Below are 21858 nucleotides of genomic sequence, written 5' to 3' on the forward strand. Positions count from 1 at the left end.
GTAAGTAATTTAAAGTTAACAACAATTGATCCTCTAAACACAACGAATGAGGTCTTCCAGATTTTTTCTTGGCAAGTTCAGCGTGTTGTAACACTGATACCATTTTTAAGAATAATGGACGAGGAACTCCAACAAGTCGTTTAAATTCCCCATCATTAAATCTAGTTAAATTTTCATATTTCATGGGACTAGTATAAACAATTTTTTACTTTCGCAAGAGGTCTAATATAAAATGAAAGGTTTAGTTTAAAATTCATTTAATCAGTTTGTATATAATGACTGAATGTATCTGAATATAGATACAAGCATTTTTGCTTTTAATTTTTTAAATATAGCCCTGTTGACTTTTAAAGTATTGAGTAACCCTCAATCTGAGTTAGCATATACAGTTACGAAAAAGCCGACTGTCTGAAGCCAAAGAGTCTCCCATGCTGTACCCAATGCCCAAAAAAATCCAACTTGCCCCATCTCAAGCCAAATGGCAGCTTGCATCGAACCAATCGGTTTTGGTCTTAGTCGGATTACAAAACTTGCGTATGCAACAGGGCATACAAGAAAGTGCACTCATGGCAAATTTGATTCAACTGACCAATAAAGCCAAAGCACTGGATATTCCCATTGTCGATTTATATGGTGATGACCTGATGCAGGGCATGCAACAGCTTGGTGAATATGCCTCCACGCATCCACAACTGATTTTTGCCGGGCAGGTCACACCGATGCTCAAGCAAATCTTACCGCATTTGATGAGTGTGACGGATCAAATAGGTGTGGTCGATGACGCAATCTTATTGGCCAATCAGGAACAGCATATTCAGTGGATCGAAAATATTTCCAGTCAAGGTGTGCATCACTTAAATACTTATAGTCTGACACGGTTGTGGGATTTAAGTGCGCCCTCAGACTATGTCTTATCAACCAAAGGTATTATGTTGGCTGTGGCAGAACAGCTAGACATAGATGCTCTGGAGATTGATCCCTATGTCGATTTAAGAAATTATGGATTGGACTCTGTAGCCGTGGTGAGTTTGGTCGGTGTATGGCGTGCACATGGTGCCAATATTCGTTATGAAGATGTACGACAGCATGCATCTTTGCATGAATTGGCAGGCTTCATTTTACAATCCTCAGGTTGATACGCTGCGATTGAGCATTTTTATGACCTAAATCGGAAATTTCATCAGCATTTATATAAAAGCGCATTGTAATTATGGGCGAAGCTTTCTATCATGGCCGCCTTGTTTTTCGCGATCAGCCTGGGATTGAACTTTGAGTAATTTTCTAACCGAACATCTGATACATCGTGATGACGATTTCATGGTCATCCACAAACCTGCAGGTTTACTCACAGTTCCCGGGAAAACAGAAGATTTACAAGATTGCCTGATTAACCGATTATTAAAAATAGAACCAAAAACCTTACTGATCCATCGACTGGATCGCGATACTTCCGGCATTCTCGTGTTTGGTCTCACAAAATGGGGACAAAAAACCATTTCCCGCCAGTTTCAGGAACGCCAGACCGACAAAACCTATCAGGCCGTGGTTGCCGGTACACTCGAAGGTGAAGGTAGCATTGAGGTGCCCGTGGTATATGACCCAAGCCGTCCGCCCTTACATATCGTAGATCCCGCACATAACAAGCCGGCCATCACGCATTGGCAGGCGATCGAACACTTTAATATTCAGGAACAAGCCGTGACTCGGGTGAAACTTACGCCAATTACCGGCCGTTCGCATCAGTTGCGTGTGCATATGCAATATCTGGGGCATCCGATTATCGGCGATACCTTATATGCGACACCTGAACAGCAACAGCTCAGCTCGCGTCTACATTTACATGCTGAACGTTTGAGTTTTTATCATCCTCAAACAGATCAGCTGGTCGAATTTTATTGTCCGGCGCCGTTCTAGGAAATACTTCTTGAATCGGCGTGAATTATGCTCACTTTTTAGTGGGCTTTATGTCAAAATACATTGCTTGAAGGTGTGAAATTTTGCTCCAATGACGTTTCGTGATTGAGCCTAATATTCATAATCTTGTACTTAAGATAAAGGTGGAAAAATTGCAGCAATTTGCTATTGGTCAACGTTGGTTATCAGATACTGAAACAGAACTCGGTTTAGGCGTTCTTATTGATGTTGATGAGCGGTCGGTTAGCATTTTATTCCCGAAAAGCGATGAAACTCGCGTCTATGCACGTAGCAATGCACCCTTATCTCGTATCGTATTTAATGTGAAAGATGAATTACAGGATCAGGAAGGAACCAAATGGATTGTAGAATCCGTGGAAGACCGCAATGGCGTGGTGCGTTATCACGTCATTCGTACCCTGGAAGATGGGACTGAAGAACGTAAATCGCTGAATGAAACCCGCATTGGTGCCACCATCCAGCTGTCCAAGCCTCTAGACCGTCTACTGGCCAGTCAGGTCGATTATAAAGAATGGTATGACTTGCGCATTGAAGCGCTGCTGATGCAGGCCAATATGCAAAGCAGTCCACTGCGCGGTTTGGTCGGTTCACGTGTCGGCCTGATTCCGCACCAGTTGTATATTGCGCATGAAGTCGGTCAGCGTTTTGCTCCGCGTGTATTACTGGCCGATGAAGTCGGTCTGGGTAAAACCATCGAAGCGGGTTTGATTATCCATCAACAGCTGAAAACTGGCCGTTCTGAACGCATCCTAATTTTAGTACCAGATTCGCTGCAATATCAGTGGATGATTGAGATGCGCCGTCGTTTCAATCTTGAGTTCTCGTTATTTGATTTGACCCGTACTGCATCAATCAAAGAGCATGATCCTGAACAAAACCCATTCCTGACCGAACAAAAAATTATTGCCTCTGTCGATTTGATGGTCGACCATGAAGATCTGCGTGAACAGGCGCTCGAAGCCGGTTTCGACTTGCTGGTGGTCGATGAAGCACATCATTTGATGTGGAGCGAAGAAGATGGCGGTAATGACCGTTATGATCTGGTCGAAGAACTGGCTGAACATACGCCGGGCGTATTGTTATTGACGGCAACACCGGAACAGCTCGGGGTAGAAAGTCACTTTGCACGCCTGCGTTTACTCGATCCGCAGCGCTTTAACTCGCTGGATCGTTTCCTGGATGAAGAAGCGCAATATCAGCACACGGCTAAAATTGCAGAAGTGTTGATGTCAAATCTGCCACTTGAAGCAGAACATTTGACTGCGATTGAGGCCTTGTTGGGTCATTCAATTGAAGATCATCCTGAGCAGCGTTTCCGTGCCATTCACGAACTTTTAGACCGTCATGGTACCGGTCGTATCCTGTTTCGTAATACGCGTGAAGCCATTCAGGGCTTCCCGGGTCGTGACTGTCAGCCGGCACCATTACCAGCACCGGAACACTGGTCGAAAGATGGTAAGTTGCGTGAGCAAATGTGGCCTGAAGAAGCCCAGCTCGATGGTGCATGGATGGAAGCCGATCCACGCGTGATGTGGCTGATGGAGCGTTTACGTACCGATCTTAAACACAAGAAAGTCTTACTGATTGCGCGTAGCGGGCCAGTGGTTGAAGCGCTGGAAAATGTACTTCGCTTACATGCCGGTATTCGTACCGCGATGTTCCATGAAGGCATGAGCTTGTTAGAGCGTGATCAGGCTGCCGCTTATTTTGCTGAAGATTCGTATGGCGCGCAGATTTTACTTTGTTCGGAAATTGGTTCAGAAGGGCGTAACTTCCAGTTTGCATCTGATTTAATTCTGTTCGATCTTCCTGCCAACCCGGACGTTTTAGAGCAGCGTATTGGCCGTTTAGATCGTATCGGTCAGGAAAACCGGATTCAGATTCATGTGCCTTATCTGGTGGGAACTGCGCAAGAACGTATGTTCCGCTGGTATAACGAAGCCTTGAATATTTTCGGCAATATTTCCCCAACTGCACAAACCTTGCAAGAAAACTTTATTGTTCGCTTGAAAGACTGTCTATTGGCAGACAAAGGTCAAGCGTTTGAAGACCTGCTGGAAGAAGTCAGCGTGCAACGTGAAGCGCTGGAAGCTGAATTGCAGGAAGGTCGAGACCGTTTGCTTGAGTACAACTCTTGTCGTCCGGTGGTGGCACAGGAAATTGTTAACGCGCTTGAAGACTATGATGACAATACCACTTTGCCGATTTTCATGAAGCGCTTTATGGCGTCTACGAATATCGACTTTGATGAGCAAAGTAACGGTACAGTGATCATTAAGCCAACCGATCAAATGCAGGTTCAAGGTTTGACGCTAGATGAAGAGGGGATTACAGCGACTTTCTATCGTGATCAGGCGCAAATCCGTGAAGATGCGCAATACCTGACCCTGGAACATCCATTCACTGAAAGCGTGATGGAGATGATCAATACGCAAGGCTTTGGTAGCACCAACGTTGCGGTACTAAAATCTGCAGCATTGCCACAAGGTTCGGTATTGTTAGAAGTCTGGTTCAAGGTCGATGTGGTAGCACCGAAAGCATTGAACTTGCCGTCTAGTTTGCCGCAACAGTTGATTCGTGTCTTGCTGAGTGAAAAAGGTCAGGATTTATCACAGAAGATCGCACCAGAAATCCTGAAACCGTACCTGCATCATTTAGATGGCAATAGCTGCCGTCAGGTGGTGAAAGCACGTCGTGATGTGATCGAAGCACGTTATCAACAGGCGCTTGAACTGGCACGCAGTGAATTGCCGGGCTTCAAGCAGCAAGCCAAAGAAGTGTATGGCAACAAATGGCAATATGAAATTGATCGTCTGACCTATCTGAAGCAGTTCAACCCAAGTATCCGTGAAGATGAAATTGCGCGTTTACAGAAGTTGCAGAAAGAAGGTCTAAGCCTGCTGGATGGTCTATCGGTAACACCGGAAGCGATTCAGGTGATGGTTGTCGTTAAGCCTTAAGCTTTAAATCATTAAAAAATGCAGCTTTCGGGCTGCTTTTTTTATGGGCAAAATCCAGTTTTATTATTTTTTGTCGGAGAATGCTGGCCTGTCATTTTACTCCTGTTTAAAATCAGCCTACTGAATAATAAGAATGAAAAATCATGTCAAAAGCATTGATTACCCTTGGCACAAAGACCAATCATGGCGGCATGGTGACTAAATGTGAACCCTCTTTTTTGATCAATGGTATTGCCGTACATTTAAATGGCATGAAGCATTATTGTCCCAAATGCCAGACCATGGTCACCGCAATTTCCAGCAATTTGTCTATTAGTGTCAAAGGACGGGCAGTGGTCATCGCGGGGGATAAGGCCAGTTGCGGGGCGATTTTTCTACCGATGCAACATTTAACTGTATCGCAGAAATAAACCTTAAATTCTGAAGGAATACAGAGAAATGACTTTGAGGTCATGGTTTGAGCATTTTTGCACTGCCGAATCAAGGAATAGATCAGTAAGCTCATTCGATGATTTCAGGATGAATACGCGCTGCGTTTAAAAATAATGAAGCAAGCCCTACATTTTACCCATGCCAATGGTATTCCTGCGGCAACTTATCAAAAGTTTCTGGACTGTTTCCAGCAAGACTATGAGGTCAAAGCGATTCCCTTGATCGGCATGAACCCGCAATATCCAATTACGCGAGACTGGCGTTATCTGGTCGATGAAGTCATTGCAGATATCGAGCAGCAGTTTCCTCAGCAGCAAGTGATTGGCTTAGGACATTCCTTTGGTGGTCTGGTGACCCTGATGGCGGCGTATCGACGTCCCGAACTATTTTCCAAACTGGTCATTATGGATCCACCATTTGTGATTGGAAAAAATAGCGCCATGTTTGAACTGATTAAAAAGCTGAATCTAAAAAGTGTCGATCATTATACACCAGCAGGAATTACGCTAAAACGCAAAGATCATTGGTCATCGAAACAGGTCGCTATTGAAGCACTCCGGTTTAATCGCTTATTTAAAAATTTCGATGAGCAATGTTTTACTGATTATATCGAGAGCGGCATTCAGCCAGAACCTGAACGCGGTGGGGTGACTTTGAGCATTCCAAAACAGGTAGAAGCGGAGATTTTCCGGACTGTACCGGCATGGTGGTGGCGTACGCCAAGACGACCACCTGAAGTGCCGATTCATCTGATGACTGCAGAGCAGAGCCAGTTTTATCAGCAGGGTTTGCCGCAAGGCATGCACAAGATTTATCGGATCAATTATTCAGTGGTTGAAGGCGGACATATGTTTCCGCTTGAGTATCCGGAAGCCACTGCAAAGGCGGTCAAAGCCCAACTCGCACTTTTGTAATCATCATAAAAAAGAGACGTTGATTACGTCTCTTTTTATACTACTTCATACAAATCGGAAAATTAACGCAGCTGCGAATCTTCCAGATGGCGAGCGCCTTCCAGAATCATCCGAATCATGAGCATGGTCTGTTCGGCAATTTCCTGGCGGTCTTCAGCCGGCATGTCAATGACATTGGCCCCCATGTTAAACACCAGTTGAGTAATGGCTTTGGCGGCAATATCGGCATGTAATAACTTTCTATTATTCAGGCGTTCCAGACGAATCAAATCATCCTGCAATTCCTGCTGAAAATAATTTAACTGGCGTTCTACAGCCTGTTTATACGATTTTGAACCGGTATAACCTTCACGCAATAACAGGCTTAAATTGCCTTCATCTGCATCCAGCTGAGCAATAAAAATTTCGACCGAACTACGAATAATACTGCTTTGTCGGGAGGCTTTTAAGCGTGCTTCATGCAGAATCTGACGTAATACAATCCCGGCACGATCAATCAGCTCAATGGCCAGCTCATCAATATCTTTAAAATGACGATAGAAACTGTTTGGCGCAATACCGGCCTCACGTGCGACTTCGCGCAGGCTCAACGATGCAATACTTTTTTGTGGACCAATCAGGTTTAATGCTGCCTGAAACAGTTCTTCTTTGGTAATGGTGGCCTTGCGACCGACACTCCGTACGATAATCGGCTCATCAATGCTTTTCGATTGTAGTAGAGATGCGTCACTGCTTATTTTCATTGAAGGCTCGTTCATCAATAGGTTCATGCATGAATCGTTTGATTATAACCGAGCACGACAGGCTTGTGAAATGAATGGAAACAATACACATGTATATACAAATATATATACATGTGTATAATAATTCAAAACCTCAAGATGATGTCGATAACGATGCATGTACTCCAAAAACTTAAAATGCCGTTGAATGCACTGTCTGACAGTGTCGTCGATCAGCATGCGATTAATTTCTGGATTCAGAAACTCAATCCTATATGGTCGTTGAATCAGCCATTGGGCAAGATTGTGCACAAGGAAAATGCTGCACAGGATATGCTGAGTCTGAAAATTCAAGTGAATCGTTTATTTAAGTTTGGTGAAGCGGGGCAACACCATCCAGTGTATGTGGTGGTGAAGGGCATTCGTTATGAACGTAGCTATAGTTTGACCCGTATAGATGCCCAGCATGTGTTATTGACCGTGAAAAAAGTCCATGCCGGTAAAGTCAGCACCTGGTTTGCAGAGCAGGCGCAAGTGGGTGATGTCATCGAATTTGGTCAGCCTTATGGCGATATGACTGTGCCTCAGCAGGCGAGTCCACTGATCTTGCTTGCAGCAGGCAGCGGGATTACCCCAATGCTGAGCATGCTGGAAAGCCTGAGCAAAAAGGGTGAATTATCAACACCAGTGAGCTTGTGGTACTGGGTTAAAAAACATCAAGATGCAGCATTTAAAGCACGTTTCGAAGAACTTGCTCAGAAACATGCAAATTTCTCATTTCATGTTTATGCCACGCAAGAACAAGCTGCGGCAGCTCGTCTGAATGAAACTTATCTGACAGATTTGCAAAATCTGGAAAATAGCACGGTCTATTGCTGCGGCCCGTCAGGTTTTGTATCGACTGCAGAGCAGCTGTTTGCTTCAGCCAAAGAGTTTAAGGGTGAAGCCTTTAGCATGAGTCTGGCGGATCAATCCGATATCGGCTTTATTAATGTCACCCTGACTCAGTCGAAAAAAATTGTCAGTATTCCAAAAGGCCAGTCCATTTTGGTGAGTCTGGAACAACAAAATATCAAACCGACACATGGTTGCCGTATGGGCATTTGTAATAAATGCGCCTGCAATAAAGTGGAAGGTTCGACCAAGAATTTGGTAAACGGCGCACGAAATACTGAGCCAGGTAATCTGCTCAAAATTTGTGTTAACTCAGCGCAGACTGATCTAGTCATCGACCTATAAGCGAGTTTTATCCTATGAATATGCCAGTAAAATTTCAATATTTTAAAAATCCTAAAAACCGTGAATTATCACAAGTAGAACTTGATGAACTTGCACGTGAACTCGATGCGATCAAGCAAGAAGTGCTGGATGACTTAGGTGAAAAGGATGCGAAATATATCCGTCGTGTCTATTCAACCATCCGTTATTCATCAATTGCCGGCCGTGCGCTCTTGTTTGCAGGCTGGTTTCCGCCAGCATGGTTACTCGGCACAGGTCTGTTAGGCTTTGCCAAAATCATGGAAAACATGGAGCTTGGCCACAATGTCATGCACGGTCAATATGACTGGATGAATGATCCTAAAATGAATGGCCAGACCTATGAATGGGATATTGTAGGTACGTCGGATAACTGGCGTCAAACGCATAACTTTAAACATCATACTTATACCAATATCAAAGGTATGGATGATGATATCGGTTATGGTCTATTGCGTCTGTTCCCAGAACAGCGCTGGAAACCGGGTTATTTATTACAACCGATTTATGCGGTGCCATTCTGTTTGCTGTTCCAGTGGGGCGTGGCCATTCAGAACCTTGAATTGGGTAAATATTTCAAAGGTCGCAAAAGCAAAGAGCAGACCAAAGAAGAATGGCGCCCAATGCAGAACAAAATCGGTAAACAATTGTTTAAAGATTATGTGTTCTTTCCATTGATTGCAGGTCCTGCTGCTTTGCCAGTTTTGACGGGTAATATGGTGGCCAATGGTCTGCGTAATATCTGGACGTTCAGTATTATTTTCTGTGGCCACTTTACCAAAGATGTAGAGGTGTTCCCGAAATCGGTACTGCAAAATGAGAGCCGTGGTCACTGGTATATGCGCCAGATTCGTGGTTCATCTAACCTGACCGGTTCTGAAGCATTCCATATCTTGACGGGTCATTTAAGTCACCAGATTGAACATCATCTGTATCCTGATGTGCCTGCCCGTCGTTACCGCCAAATGGCGCCAAAAGTTCAGGCGGTGTGTGAAAAATATGGTTTGAACTACAACAATGCCAGTCTGGTAAAACAGTATGGCAGCGTCATCAAACGTATTGTGAAATATGCATTTCCGTTTAAGAAATAATATTTCTTAAAGCTAAAAACCACCTTATTTGAGGTGGTTTTTTTATGGATGAAGCTTATATTTAAACAAAAAAGTCTGGATGATTCAGTCATCAGATCTGCCTTAAAAGTATCATTGAGCGACAACTCATCTGTCATTTAAGTGCTTGTTAAAGATTATTATGGCGTATCAATAAAACGGAAATTTTAAAGCCCTAATATGTCATTGAATCGGATGGTAGATTAATTTTTGGCAATTGCTGATCTTGTCCTTCCAGATAGCGTTGATGTGCCAAACTCAGCATTTCCTGATCTTCTTCGCTGTTACCATAGGCATAAATTTCAGCATAATCTTCCAGACGATATTTTTCTAAAATTCTCAGTTTCTTCTGCGCATTACTACAATCTGGAGTCTGATAAAATCCTGTTATTTTTCCAGCTTTGATTTCAACTTCGCTACACAGTAAATCGATATTTAAATAGGTACAGACCGGTTTCAAGTATAAATCCAGTGATGCTGAAACCAGCGCGATCTCATGACCCAGTTGCTGATGTTGCCGAAGTTGCTGCAACAGTTTTGGATTAAACTTAAAGACCAGCTGCTGGGCATAGTCCTGCGCCAGTTGTAAAATTTCTTCTGCATCGCTGTCCTTAAACATGTTGCCATACAATTTTGGACGCATCGCATGGGCAGGGTACAGCTTCAGATAATAGGCCTGAATCCAGGGCAGGAGACGAATGCCGCGTCTTAAAATATGCCGTTTTTTCAAGGCATAGAAAATGAACCCGGTAAAACTGTCGTCTGTATACAGGGTGCCATCAAAATCAAATAAGGCTAGAGTTTTAGGTGTTTGATTTTGCGCATGCATGTTTGATATCGACCATCGACACGGGTGGCAAACCAGTTGGTATTGTAATCACGACTCAGTTTTGGTCCAGAAATGACCACTTCCGGCATGATTGCATACATCGGATCTTTGCCTGTTTTTTCCTGATAGAGCTTGCTGATCCCACGATAGGTCATGGTATCTTCAAAATCTTTCTCTTTTTCTTTCTTTAAATCGGCGCGGATTTGACGTTCGGTAATAATAAAATTATTTTTCGCAAATACACTGATCAGCTCACGCTCGGATTGACTCTTCTGCGAACGGATCGCGCCATCTTTGTTATAGAGTAATAAATCGCCATCCAGATCGAGTTCAGCTTCAGTTAAATCATTGAGCATGCTCTGAAAAGCGGCATTTCGGCTGGAATACATGCCCGAGTTATAGTCTGCAAAACGGTAGATCGGTTTGTCATAATCTGCAGGATACATCATCAGACGATGAATCCCGTAATATAGGCCGCCATATTGCGTATAGACATCGGAGCGTAAGGCTGCGATGTTGCCACCTTGACGTTTATATTCCTTGACATAACTAATATGCACTTGCATTGAACCCAAAGTGGTAATCGGATTCATTTTCTCGCCAATGTTCTGGCCGACCAGTTTTGCAGCACCGGTCAGTGCGCTGACATGGTAATGCTTCGACATATAGTCAAATATTTCACGATATAACTCATCCAGTTCGCGTTCGGTTTTTACCCGGCGCATCTGGCTTAAATAGTTATCTTCTGGGCTTGGATGGTTCTTGAGTACTTCCTGGAAATATCCCGCAACTGTTCCACCGATTGCTTGTCCGAGTTTATCTTTGAATTTTTCTTCAAGACGATCCTGAACTTCTTTAACCGCTTTTTCTCCCAGACCTGGTACTGTAGGGTCTGCCACAAAATTGGATTCCTGATCGACCACGGCCACAATCGTGCAGACATTTTCCTTGGTTTGAGGAATACCCAACTGTTCGGTGATGTCGTAAATATCTTGTGCCCAGGACTCACGCTGATTTACCCGACTCGGAATTGCTTTACGAATATGTTCAACTTCAAGTGTCGGTTCATCATCTTTTGACCACCATGAGCCATTGCCACAGCCGGCAAGACCCAGAGAAAGTGCAAGTACAGACAATGACTTAACAGAAAAACAATCAGCAAAAGTTTTATTCATGGTGTGGTAAATTAATTGAAAAGATGAGCGAATAAGGCAGATGCAGTATACTATGCCCATCAAAAAAGTGATGAATTTATATGTATATTGGTCCATATCAACTGTCAAACAATTTGATTGTCGCCCCCATGGCAGGTGTGACTGACCGTCCGTTTAGAACCTTGTGCAAGTATTTTGGTGCAGGTCATGCGGTCAGTGAAATGATGACCTCAGACAAAACTTTGCGTATGAGCAAAAAAAGTCTCTACCGTGCCAATTTTGATGGGGAGCTGGCACCCATCTCAGCCCAGATTGCCGGTTCAGATCCACAAGATCTGGCTGAGGCTGCGCGTTATCAGGTGGCCAATGGTGCACAAATTGTTGATATTAATATGGGCTGTCCAGCCAAAAAGGTCTGCAATCGATTAGCCGGTTCAGCCTTGCTACAGGATGAAGATTTAGTTGCCCGTATCTTGGATACCGTCGTGGCTGCGGTCGATGTGCCGGTGACTTTAAAAACCCGTCTGGGGTATTTAAATGGTCATGAAAATATCATGCGGGTGGCAAAACGTGCGGAAGATGCCGGAATTGCGGCGCTGGCTTTACATGGCCGTACCCGTGAAGATATGTATTTAAATACCGCACGCTATTCCCTCATTAAAGATGTAAAAGACATGTTGAATATTCCCGTGATTGCCAACGGAGATATCGACAGTCCTGAAAAAGCCAAATATGTACTGGATTATACCGGTGCAGATGCCATCATGATCGGACGTGCAGCACAAGGTCGTCCCTGGATTTTTCGTGAAATTGCCCATTATTTAAAAACTGGCCAACATCTGGATGCGCCGAGTATTACAGAAGTTAAGGATGTTCTATTGGGACATTTGGCTGAGCTATATGAGTTTTATGGCGAGTATTCCGGTTGCCGAATTTCCCGGAAACATATTGCCTGGTATACCAAAGGTCTGCGTTCAAGCAACGAGTTTCGTCAGGGCATGTATCAGGTAGAAAATACAGCTGATCAATATCGTGTAGTAGAAGATTATTTTAATACTTTACTTGAACATGGCTCAACCATGAGTGATGTTCAGGTCGAACAGGTCAATTTATTAGAGACCAAATGATGGCAGGCTAGTAGGAGGTAATCAAGAAATATGTTTTGTGTAGAAATACTACCTTTTTTATCTTGAGCGCGTCGATTTTAGCACGCTGTTTACACTTCAGCCGGTCAAATACATAGCACAACATTTTGTTGACTTAAACCGGACAGGACTTGGACATTGCTTACTTAAACTTGTTCTATGATGGATTCATCTAATATGAACAGGAGGTGATCCTTCTTGTTTGTAGTCATCACCAAGGGAGATCTGTAATGACAAATACCAATCGTCCAGTCACAGAATTTAGCCATAAAACGTCAACGGAATTGCCACAAGAACGCAGCGAAGGCTTAAATATAGATCCTACTGATGCCAATGCACGTCCGGATTTAAATACTCCTGAAAAAGATAATCCGAATGTGCCAGATATGAATGAAGGCAAAGACAATCTGGCCGCGACCGGTGCGGGTACAGTAGGTGGTGCTGCTGTAGGGGCCGTTGCAGGTCTGGTCGGTGGTCCTCCAGGTGCAGTGGTGGGCGGCATTATCGGTGGTGTGGTTGGTGGCATTGCCGGTAATGATATTGCAACATCAGATCGTCAAAAACAGGCAGATAACTACCAGCATCCAGAAATTCGAAGTGAGGCAGATAATTATCAGCATCCCGACCATTTGATTGCCGAAGATAATTACTGGCGCGATGAGTATCATAATCGCCCGTATTTTAATGAAACGCGGAATACCTACAGCGATCTAGACTATGATCGTGACTATCGGGGCGCTTATCGCGTAGGTTATGAAAACCGTGCCATGTATGATCGTGATACAGATTTTGATCATGCGGAACCTGAACTACGGACCAAGTGGGAACAGGTGAAAGGTGAATCCCGCTTAAATTGGGAAGAAGCCAAGTTTGCAGTCAAAGATGCCTGGCATCGACTTACCCGCTAAGTCCGACTGAATAAAAAACCTCTCTAATTAGAGAGGTTTTTAATGTTGATAAATTTTAGAGATGTTTCATTTCCAGCACCAGCTGATTGATCAGATCGGATGCTTCCATTTCACGAATTTGTGCCACATTTGAGCCTGCCCAGAACGCGCCATAACCCTGATCACCATGCTCGGCTGCAGCAGCATGTAATTGCTTGGCCAGATCATAGGTATAAGGATAAGCCGGCACATCCAGACGATCGGGTGTATCGACGTCCATATGCCAGTGGTTGATGATTCCACGAGCAGGGCGACCGGAAATACTGGCACTGACTTGAGTGAGTGGCTTGGAAAGCAGGGCTTTACGATAAGCCTCATTGGCATTGGACGATTTGCACTGTACAAATGCAGTGCCAAGTTGCACGGCATCGGCACCGAAATCCAGCATTTGTCTTGCCTGTTGGCCGTCCATAATCCCGCCTGCCGCTACAATCGGCAGGGAACAATGCTGTTTGATCAGTTTCACCAGATTAGAGGTTTTGACCGAAGCATCGAATTTGGTACTGAAAATTCCACGATGACCGCCGGCTTCAATGCCTTGGGCAATAATAATATCAATTCCGGCAGCTTCGATGGCTTTGGCTTCGGCAAAATTGGTCGCAGAAACCATGGTTAAAATTCCTGCCTGTTTTAAGGCTTGAATCTGATGCGGATGCGGAATGCCAAAATGAAAACTGACCGCCCGTGGTTTGGTTTCCAGCACCAGATTCAGGAAGTCATCATTGTCTTTAAAGCTCGGATAAATACAGTTTAAATGCTCGGGTGGCTGCGCCCCATATTCAATAAATTTATTTTTAAACTGTGCGATCCATGCCTGCGCGACAGCTTCATCTAGGGGCACACTGTCATGACAGAAAAAATTCACCTGAAAAGGGCAGTCTGTCAATTCCTGAGTTTTTAAAATCTGTTGTCGTGCTGCCTCGATACTGCTGGCTCCCAAACCGAGTGAACCCAAGCCGCCTTGATTGGACACTTCAGCTGCAAGTTCAGCTGTAGAGACACCTGCCATCGGCGCCAAGAAAATAGGATGTTTAATTCCGAGATTTTCTAATAAAGACATAGATTTGCTCCTTGTTATGTTTTTACTTTGCCCTTGAGTTCAAAATTAAGCAAATCATATTGGTTATTTTATTTTGAAATACTTAAACTTTGCTTAGCTGTCATTTACATTTCTCACGACACGCTATGTCGCTAGCCAGACAGATCAACTATAGCGCTGCAATTGAAGACTTTATAATAACATTTTGGTCAAATCTTTCTGAGCTCATGTCTGATCGTATCCGTGAAAAACTGCAAATTTTAGCCGATGCTGCCAAGTATGATGTGTCCTGTTCATCCAGTGGAAGTAATCGTAAAAATAAAGACAAAGGGGTAGGAAATACCGGCAATGGTATTTGTCATAGCTATACCGAAGATGGCCGCTGCGTTTCCTTGCTGAAAATTCTATTTTCCAATGTCTGTATTTTTAATTGCTCTTATTGTGTTTCGCGCCGTTCCAATGACGTCAAGCGAGCAGCATTTACCGTGCAGGAAGTGGTGGATTTGACCATGAACTTTTACCGCCGTAATTATATTGAAGGTCTGTTTTTAAGCTCGGGTATTTTTAAATCAGCCGATCACACTATGGAGCGGATGCTACAGGTGGTGAAAAAACTGCGACTAGAAGAAAACTTTAATGGCTATATTCATTTGAAAACCATTCCGGGTGCATCTCAGGAAATCATTACCGAAGCCGGACTATACGTAGACCGCATGAGTATTAATCTGGAAATGCCGACTGAAGCCGGATTACAGAAGTTTGCGCCTGAAAAAACCCATGCCGAAGTACAAAAAGATTTGGGGATTGTGCGGGATCGACTGATCCAGCTCAAAGATGAACGCAAATTGATTAAATCGGTGCCAAAATTTGTACCTGCCGGACAAACCACACAGATGGTGGTGGGCGCACATAGTGAAACTGACCAAGACATTATTTTAATGGCCGATCGGCATTACAAGGAATTTAAGCTGAAACGGGTGTATTTTTCCGGCTATATTCCGATTAATCCTGAAGAAAAAGCCTTACCGGTTGTCGGTTCAGCGCCGCCATTATTAAGAGAAAACCGTCTATATCAATCCGACTGGTTAATGCGTTTTTATGAATTTTCTGCCGATGAAATTGTCGATGACCAGCATCCGAATCTGGATCTGGATATTGATCCCAAACTCAGCTGGGCCTTGCGACATCCTGAAGCTTTTCCAGTTGATATTAACCATGCCGACTATAAAATAATTTTGCGTGTACCGGGTATTGGGGTACGTTCGGCCAAAAAAATTGTACAGGCACGCCGTTTTGGTCAGATTCATATCGATCAGCTAAAACGCATGGGTGTGGCATATAACCGCGCACAGCATTTTATCCGCTGTGCTGATACGCCAAAATTTAAGAAAGATCAGCAATCGCATCAGATCCGTCAGCAAATTTTACAGTCTGGCCAATCTAAATATCAGCAGCAGCTTTCACCACAGCTTGGACTGGCATTCTGATGGCCTGTTACTGTTTTGATGGCAGCATGACCGGCTTGCTCAGTTGTGTATTTCGGGCTTTTGAGTTTAAGGAACTGAATGCCCGCATCACTGCCAATCCACAAGCACAAAATGGCCTGTTTGATGAATTTATTTATGTTAGCTCTAATGATGAGCATGGACAGCGGGTCTGGCAGGGGCTCAAGCAAAAAGTCTCCTCCAGCAGCTTGCGTGCCTTTTACTATACTTTTCTGTCGGAACAAGAAGCAGCGTTTCAGATTCTATTTGATTTCGCGGTTTATGTATTTAAAAACCAGCGACCTGTCGATAAAGATTATGGTCATCATGCGGTTATCGGTATGTCGCAATGGGCCAAGCAAGTCGGACGGGAAAAGCACCGTATGGAGGCATTTGTACGCTTTAAAAAGGCCAAGGATGGACTATTCCTGAGTCTGGTTAAGCCAGACTTTAATGTTCTACCGATTATTTCCCGACATTTTCAGGAGCGCTATCAGGATCAATCCTGGCTGATTTATGATGAGCTGCGCAATTATGGGATTTATTATGATTTAGAGCAGGTACATCAGGTCGAGATGAATGCTGAAGCAATTGATTCACAAATCCAGATTGGGCACAGTCAGTCATTCAGTATCGAACTGGATGATGATGAATGGCTGTATGATCAGCTCTGGAAAGATTATTTTAATAGTGTGAATATTCAGACACGTAACAATATGAAACTGCATATTCAATATGTGCCGAAACGCTACTGGCGTTATATGAATGAGAAAACACTTTAAACAGTACATCTGGCATCTTTCAGGCATAATAAGCGTTTATATTTAGATTGAGTGCATAGATATGAAGGTATGGCTAACGTCATTGGCGCTGCTCATTGGATTAACCGCATGCTCGAAAGAGCCACAAAAACCGGTCGTCGATCCAGTCAAATATCAGGTTCAGACAGCGCAGGAATTGCAGCAACGTTTTGATGCACTCAATAGCCAATTGACTCAGGATTTTCAGAAATTTAAAAAACTAGAAAGTATTGCTTTCTCACACCAGTTTCCTTTAGATGTGAATAATCTGCAAACTTTAAACCGTCATTTGGTCAGCAGTACGGCATTAAAACCAAGTAAAATTGCCTATTGCGATATGATGAATGCTTATTTTGCCGATATGTATCGTTTGGGGCATTATAATCTGGAACTGGTCGATGGCATCCAATTGCCGAATGCTGCCAATGAAAATCTAAAAGACAATTTTTCGAATGCCGATCACTTCTATACTTTTATTCTGGATCGCTATACCACTTATCGTCAGGTTCAGCAGACCATGGGTTATGGTTGTAATTTAAAAGCCGCGCTTTAAATCTTAAAGATTAAAAAGCCCATCATTAAGATGGGCTTTTTAATTTAAATGATTAACAACCTGTAATTTTTTCAGCTTGTGGTTTTTCTTCCGGGAAGAAGATTGGACGAAGTTTCACCCCAATACCATTACCGATAAAGGCAAACACCAGCCATAACCAGCCATGTAAACTGCCTGAAGCGATGCCACTGAAATACGCACCAATATTACAACCATAGGCCAAGCGTGCACCATAGCCGAGCATGATGCCACCGACAACAGCAGCAATGAGCGAGCGTTTCGGAATGTTGAAATTCGGGGCAAACTTACCTGCCAGACTGGCTGCCAGCAAAGCACCGAGCATGATGCCAAAGTTCATCATCGAGGTAATATCAAACCACAACGACTCTGTAAGTGCTTTGGCATTGCCAGCTTTCTGCCAATAATCCCATGCAGTTACATCAACACCCACTAAAGTGGCGCCTTTTGCACCCCAAACTGCCAGGGCAGAAGTCACGCCCCAAGGACGACCTGCAAGTGCCAACGTCGCAAAGTTGAGCAGGGTCAGAATAATCCCGCCCCAAATCAGAGGCCATGGACCACGAATAAAGCGTTTCCAGCCTTGATGCTCACTGCTTGGTTCTACTTCCAGACGACCATGACGTTTCTTTTCGAAATAAACAGTCGCCGCAGCAATCAGTGCAAAAATAACAAAGCTCAGCAGCAATCCAGGCATCACCCCTAAACTCTGTACCAGAGAAATAGGTTCCAGATGCGGCAAAGCAAACCACCAGTCTAAGTGTGAGGTTGCAATCACAGAGCCGATACAGAAGAACAAGAGTGTTACCAGCATACGTGCACTACCACCACCAACGGTATACAGCGTACCCGATGCACAACCGCCACCGAGTTGCATGCCGATGCCGAAAATAAAGGCACCAATCATGACTGACATGGAAACAGGATTGACGTTACCTGTGACCGGGTTGCCAAACAGTTCACCCGCACCTAAAGCCGGGAAGAATAACAATACTGCTAGAGCGAGCATAATCATTTGTGCACGCAGACCACGACCGCGACGTTCCTTGATAAAGACGCGCCAACTCGAGGTAAAACCAAATGAGGCATGGTACAGGGTCATGCCTAGCGCACCACCGATTAAAAATAACAAGGCCTGATTTAAGCCAACGATCTGATAGGCACCGATTGTACCGATCACAAGTAAAATAAAAGCCACCCAGACCGAAATATTCGACCGTTGGGAAGCAGCAGCAATGACTGACATGGGAGATTAAATTTTAAAAATAAAGGCTGGTATTCTACTGAATTTCAGCTTAAATGCAGCCCATTTTGGCCAATGAGTGAGTATTAAGTCATTCTTATAGTTGATAAGTTTTATCACTTTATCTGATTTGTGGGAGTGAATTATAAAAATAAATCTAATGGAACATCTCATTATTCTGTAATTCTCTACACTTAAGCAGCTTAAATAAATTGCAGATTTAATCGTATGGTTTTATGCTGATAGATCAGTATCGAGCATTTTTGAGTTTCTGGGTTTTCAAATGAAGTACATAAAAAAGCCTGCAAATTGAATCGCAGGCTTTTTAAGCATTAAACTGAGAGCTAAAATCAGTTTTCAGCTTTTTCTCGAACATTGCCAGCACCTTCTTCAACCGCAGCTGCAGTGGCCGCAGTGGCTTTTCGTGCTGCTTCAGCAGTAGCATCTGCTGCTCGAGACGTTGCAGCAGCAGCTTCGTCAGCTGCTTGAGCTGTATTTTCCGCTGCATTATCCAAGGCTCTTTCAGTGTCTACCGCAGCTTCACGGCTGGCATCCTGCATATCATGACCGGCTTGATCTGCTGCATTTTCTAAATGCTCACCTGTCGTTGCCCCGGTTTCAGGTGCTTTATCTTTGTTACAGCCGACCAAGGCAACAGTTGCCACTAAACCTAAAGCAATCATTAATTTATTCATCGAGTAATATCCCTTGTTGTTGTATAGCTGCCAACTAATTTAACAGTCATTTCTTAAAGTTTATGCTAGAAAATAGATCAAAATTTGTTGATTAACTGTAACTTTTTTCAATACTTATGCTGCTTTAACTCGCTCAGGACTTATTTAATAAGTTGTTTTAAGTGTATTAAATGAGTCAGATCCAGAAACTAAAAAATTTCTAATTTAATAAGCATTCAAGGATGATGGAAATGAACGGGGTATATTATTAATCTTGCGATTTAAGTTGTCAGTCGTGTAAAAAAGATGATTTTAAGCAATAAAATCCCAGTCATAAAAAAAGCCCGCAGGGTGCGGGCTTTTTAAAGAGAAAATTAGAGACCAGCAGAGGCTTTAAGCGCTTCCACTTTGTCGGTTTTTTCCCAAGTAAAGGCCGTATCAGAGCCTTCACGGCCAAAATGACCATAAGCCGCAGTCTGCTTATACATTGGCTGAATCAGATCCAGCATGCGGGTAATGCCATATGGGCGTAGGTCAAAGTGCTCACGAACCAAGGCAATAATCAATTCTTCAGATACTTTTGCAGTATTAAAAGTGTTGATTGAAATTGAAGTAGGTTCAGCAACACCAATCGCATAAGACACCTGGATTTCACACTTGTCTGCAAGACCAGCCGCAACGATATTTTTTGCTACATAACGCCCTGCATAGGCAGCAGAACGGTCAACCTTAGATGGATCTTTACCAGAGAAAGCACCACCGCCATGACGCGCCATACCACCGTAGGTATCTACGATAATTTTACGACCAGTCAAACCACAGTCACCGACAGGGCCGCCAATCACGAACATACCCGTTGGGTTGATGTGGAATTTGGTCTCTGCATGGAACATATCGGCAGGAATGATTTTCTTCACGATTTCTTCAATCACAGCTTCTTTAAGATTGGCTTGTGAAATTTCAGGATCGTGTTGAGTCGACAAAACCACAGCATCTAAACGAACAGGTTTGCCATTTTCATAAGCAAAGGTCACTTGGCTTTTCGCATCTGGGCGTAACCAAGGCAAAGTTCCATTACGACGAAGCTCTGCTTGTTTTTCCATTAAGCGATGTGCATAGGTAATTGGCGCAGGCATTAAAACGTCAGTTTCACGGCTGGCATAACCAAACATCAAACCTTGGTCGCCGGCACCTTGATCTTCAGGTTTCTGACGGTCTACACCCTGAGCAATTTCAGGTGACTGTTTGCCAATCATGTTGATTACGGCACAGGTCGAACCATCAAAACCCAGATCAGAATGGTGATAACCAATACCGTTCACGGTATGGCGTACTACCGCTTCAAAATCGATATTGGCCGTCGTTGTGATTTCACCGGCAAGTACAACCGCACCTGTTTTTACAAGCGTTTCACAAGCAACCCGTGCATAAGGGTCTTCTTTTAAGATTGCATCCAAAATAGCGTCACTGATTTGGTCAGCCATTTTATCTGGATGGCCTTCGCTTACAGATTCCGAAGTAAATACAGCGTACTCGCGCATAGTCCTATCACAGTTAATTTTAAAGACCCGATATGTTACATCGAGTTGCGCTCTAGGACTAGCTTAACACGACAAAATTGGTCGAAATTGTTTCAAATTATTGTGTTTTTAATTGATTAATAGAATTAAAAAAATTGATATGTCGATTTAACCGTCATTGCTGATTTGGCAAGGAGCGACAAATTAATCCGGATTTTCCCAGATGTAGCAAAATTAAACAGTTATATTCTCGAATAAATTTTAAAAGATCGCTGATTGGAAAAATATAAAGCTAAAATCTGAGCAATTTTCAGGAAAGTGATCATTACATTAATACGCTCGCATGTGATTCAACATGATTCGACTAGCTGTATTGTGGTTGCATCGGCTTCTCTGCATATTAGGCCTAAGGTTTCACTACTGGCCGGTTAAGCATGGCCAAGATTCTTTTTGTATGGGCTTCTTGAAGTAAGGCTGTACGGAGATAAGTCATGATGTATCAAAAGGCATTTACCTTAATTGAGGTGATGATTGTACTGACGATGATAGCGATTTTAGCCACCATGGCGTTTATGAGCTATCAGGGCTATGTGGTACGTGCTCAACTGGCTGAAGTGTTTGAGCAGGCTGGCACATATCGAACTCAGTTCATTGCCTCAGGTCAGCATTGTGATGCTGGACGCGAGATTGGGGGGAATACACGATATATCGAAAAAGTGGTGATTAATGCGACATGCCGAATTGAGTTTAAGCTGCGACAGCAAGGCCTAGATGCAGCGATTCGGGGTAAATCAATTGCATTTGATGTCTATACGGGAAAATGCTTCTCGACTGATATTTATCAGCGCTATTTACCTAAAAGCTGCCAGGGGCGCTAAGCACGCTTGCTGCTTATGATTGAGCCTAAATAGATGTAAGCTTTTCATCTAAAAAATACATAGTTGATCGATCTATTGATAAGAATGAATCATCAATGCTCTTCATCATCGACGAGAAAATTATATGACACATCTCTCTTTAAACGGATGGAGCCGACTTTAGATTAAAAACGAAATAACAGTCAATTCTAAAAAATGCAGGGTTGAAAAGCTCAATCAGACAACAATATGCTAACTATCATGTC

Annotated in this window: 20 protein-coding genes and 1 pseudogene; 13 read left to right on the forward strand and 8 right to left on the reverse strand. The window is 43.4% G+C overall.

The features are described 5' to 3' along the window. Window positions 1-184, reverse strand: a pseudogene (locus tag FTV30_RS01065) (IS5/IS1182 family transposase); the annotation flags it as partial. Between the two features lie 244 nt (window positions 185-428). On the opposite strand from FTV30_RS01065, the gene FTV30_RS01070 reads away from it, so the two are divergent. The 5 genes from FTV30_RS01070 (at window position 429) to FTV30_RS01090 (ending at window position 6241) form a co-directional block, all read left to right on the forward strand. After that, entirely contained in the window at window positions 429-1136 is a 708-nt protein-coding gene (locus FTV30_RS01070; RefSeq protein WP_005096618.1) for a phosphopantetheine-binding protein, read from the forward strand. Window positions 1137-1269: 133 nt separating this feature from the next. After that, on the forward strand, window positions 1270-1914 hold the full coding sequence (locus tag FTV30_RS01075; RefSeq protein ID WP_180000869.1) for an RluA family pseudouridine synthase: 645 nt from the start codon (window positions 1270-1272) through the stop codon (window positions 1912-1914). A gap of 143 nt (window positions 1915-2057) precedes the next feature. Continuing rightward, complete coding sequence (gene rapA / locus FTV30_RS01080; RefSeq protein WP_180000870.1) at window positions 2058-4895, forward strand: RNA polymerase-associated protein RapA; 2838 nt, start codon at window positions 2058-2060, stop codon at window positions 4893-4895. 143 nt (window positions 4896-5038) lie between these two features. Then, window positions 5039-5305 (forward strand): PAAR domain-containing protein, encoded by a 267-nt coding sequence (locus FTV30_RS01085; RefSeq protein ID WP_180000871.1) that lies wholly within the window; start codon window positions 5039-5041, stop codon window positions 5303-5305. Window positions 5306-5440: 135 nt separating this feature from the next. Then, the gene (locus FTV30_RS01090; protein WP_180000872.1) at window positions 5441-6241 is read left to right on the forward strand and encodes an alpha/beta fold hydrolase; all 801 of its coding nucleotides are present in this window, start codon (window positions 5441-5443) and stop codon (window positions 6239-6241) included. 62 nt (window positions 6242-6303) lie between these two features. Here FTV30_RS01090 and fabR read toward each other — a convergent pair whose 3' ends face one another. Further along, on the reverse strand, window positions 6304-6984 hold the full coding sequence (gene fabR / locus FTV30_RS01095) for an HTH-type transcriptional repressor FabR (RefSeq protein ID WP_005096625.1): 681 nt from the start codon (window positions 6982-6984) through the stop codon (window positions 6304-6306). Window positions 6985-7137: 153 nt separating this feature from the next. Between fabR and FTV30_RS01100 the strand changes: the two genes are divergently transcribed. After that, a complete protein-coding gene (locus FTV30_RS01100; RefSeq protein WP_100355063.1) occupies window positions 7138-8202 on the forward strand; it encodes a flavin reductase family protein in 1065 nt (354 codons plus the stop codon). A gap of 14 nt (window positions 8203-8216) precedes the next feature. After that, on the forward strand, window positions 8217-9311 hold the full coding sequence (locus FTV30_RS01105; RefSeq protein WP_005096627.1) for an acyl-CoA desaturase: 1095 nt from the start codon (window positions 8217-8219) through the stop codon (window positions 9309-9311). A 193-nt stretch (window positions 9312-9504) separates the two neighbouring features. Here the strand turns inward: FTV30_RS01105 and FTV30_RS01110 are convergent, their stop codons facing one another. Then, complete coding sequence (locus FTV30_RS01110) at window positions 9505-10158, reverse strand: HAD family hydrolase (protein ID WP_005096629.1); 654 nt, start codon at window positions 10156-10158, stop codon at window positions 9505-9507. Continuing rightward, a complete protein-coding gene (locus FTV30_RS01115; RefSeq protein WP_005096631.1) occupies window positions 10125-11333 on the reverse strand; it encodes a DUF1615 family protein in 1209 nt (402 codons plus the stop codon). The genes FTV30_RS01110 and FTV30_RS01115 overlap by 34 nt, the downstream gene beginning before the upstream one ends. Window positions 11334-11413: 80 nt before the next feature. On the opposite strand from FTV30_RS01115, the gene dusB reads away from it, so the two are divergent. Together dusB and FTV30_RS01125 are read left to right on the forward strand one after the other, a co-directional pair. Next, on the forward strand, window positions 11414-12439 hold the full coding sequence (gene dusB / locus FTV30_RS01120; protein ID WP_180000368.1) for a tRNA dihydrouridine synthase DusB: 1026 nt from the start codon (window positions 11414-11416) through the stop codon (window positions 12437-12439). Between the two features lie 248 nt (window positions 12440-12687). Beyond that, on the forward strand, window positions 12688-13365 hold the full coding sequence (locus FTV30_RS01125) for a hypothetical protein (RefSeq protein ID WP_180000873.1): 678 nt from the start codon (window positions 12688-12690) through the stop codon (window positions 13363-13365). 55 nt (window positions 13366-13420) lie between these two features. On the opposite strand, the gene FTV30_RS01130 is transcribed toward FTV30_RS01125, so the two are convergent. Beyond that, window positions 13421-14464, reverse strand: coding sequence for a nitronate monooxygenase family protein (locus FTV30_RS01130; protein WP_180000874.1), 1044 nt, complete (start codon window positions 14462-14464; stop codon window positions 13421-13423). A 206-nt stretch (window positions 14465-14670) separates the two neighbouring features. On the opposite strand from FTV30_RS01130, the gene FTV30_RS01135 reads away from it, so the two are divergent. The 3 genes from FTV30_RS01135 to FTV30_RS01145 all read left to right on the forward strand — a co-directional run bounded on the left by FTV30_RS01135 (window position 14671) and on the right by FTV30_RS01145 (window position 17280). Beyond that, window positions 14671-15930, forward strand: a complete 1260-nt coding sequence (locus FTV30_RS01135) for a putative DNA modification/repair radical SAM protein (RefSeq protein ID WP_180000875.1) — start codon at window positions 14671-14673, stop codon at window positions 15928-15930. Beyond that, complete coding sequence (locus FTV30_RS01140; RefSeq protein WP_100328722.1) at window positions 15930-16709, forward strand: TIGR03915 family putative DNA repair protein; 780 nt, start codon at window positions 15930-15932, stop codon at window positions 16707-16709. The genes FTV30_RS01135 and FTV30_RS01140 overlap by 1 nt, the downstream gene beginning before the upstream one ends. Before the next feature lie 61 nt (window positions 16710-16770). After that, window positions 16771-17280 carry a hypothetical protein gene (locus FTV30_RS01145; RefSeq protein ID WP_180000876.1) on the forward strand — a complete coding sequence of 170 codons (510 nt, stop codon included), beginning with the start codon at window positions 16771-16773 and terminating at the stop codon, window positions 17278-17280. A 52-nt stretch (window positions 17281-17332) separates the two neighbouring features. Here FTV30_RS01145 and FTV30_RS01150 read toward each other — a convergent pair whose 3' ends face one another. The 3 genes from FTV30_RS01150 to metK all read right to left on the reverse strand — a co-directional run bounded on the left by FTV30_RS01150 (window position 17333) and on the right by metK (window position 20756). After that, window positions 17333-18544 carry a YeeE/YedE family protein gene (locus FTV30_RS01150; RefSeq protein WP_005096641.1) on the reverse strand — a complete coding sequence of 404 codons (1212 nt, stop codon included), beginning with the start codon at window positions 18542-18544 and terminating at the stop codon, window positions 17333-17335. Window positions 18545-18891: 347 nt separating this feature from the next. Next, window positions 18892-19236 (reverse strand): hypothetical protein, encoded by a 345-nt coding sequence (locus tag FTV30_RS01155; RefSeq protein ID WP_005096643.1) that lies wholly within the window; start codon window positions 19234-19236, stop codon window positions 18892-18894. A 353-nt stretch (window positions 19237-19589) separates the two neighbouring features. Continuing rightward, the gene (metK, locus tag FTV30_RS01160; RefSeq protein WP_005096646.1) at window positions 19590-20756 is read right to left on the reverse strand and encodes a methionine adenosyltransferase; all 1167 of its coding nucleotides are present in this window, start codon (window positions 20754-20756) and stop codon (window positions 19590-19592) included. A 473-nt stretch (window positions 20757-21229) separates the two neighbouring features. Here metK and FTV30_RS01165 point away from each other — a divergent pair, with 473 nt between their 5' ends. Continuing rightward, on the forward strand, window positions 21230-21613 hold the full coding sequence (locus tag FTV30_RS01165) for a prepilin-type N-terminal cleavage/methylation domain-containing protein (protein WP_035337922.1): 384 nt from the start codon (window positions 21230-21232) through the stop codon (window positions 21611-21613). The last annotated feature ends 245 nt before the right edge of the window (window positions 21614-21858 follow it).

Source organism: Acinetobacter sp. YH12255 (genome assembly GCF_013417355.1).
Lineage (GTDB): Bacteria > Pseudomonadota > Gammaproteobacteria > Pseudomonadales > Moraxellaceae > Acinetobacter > Acinetobacter pseudolwoffii.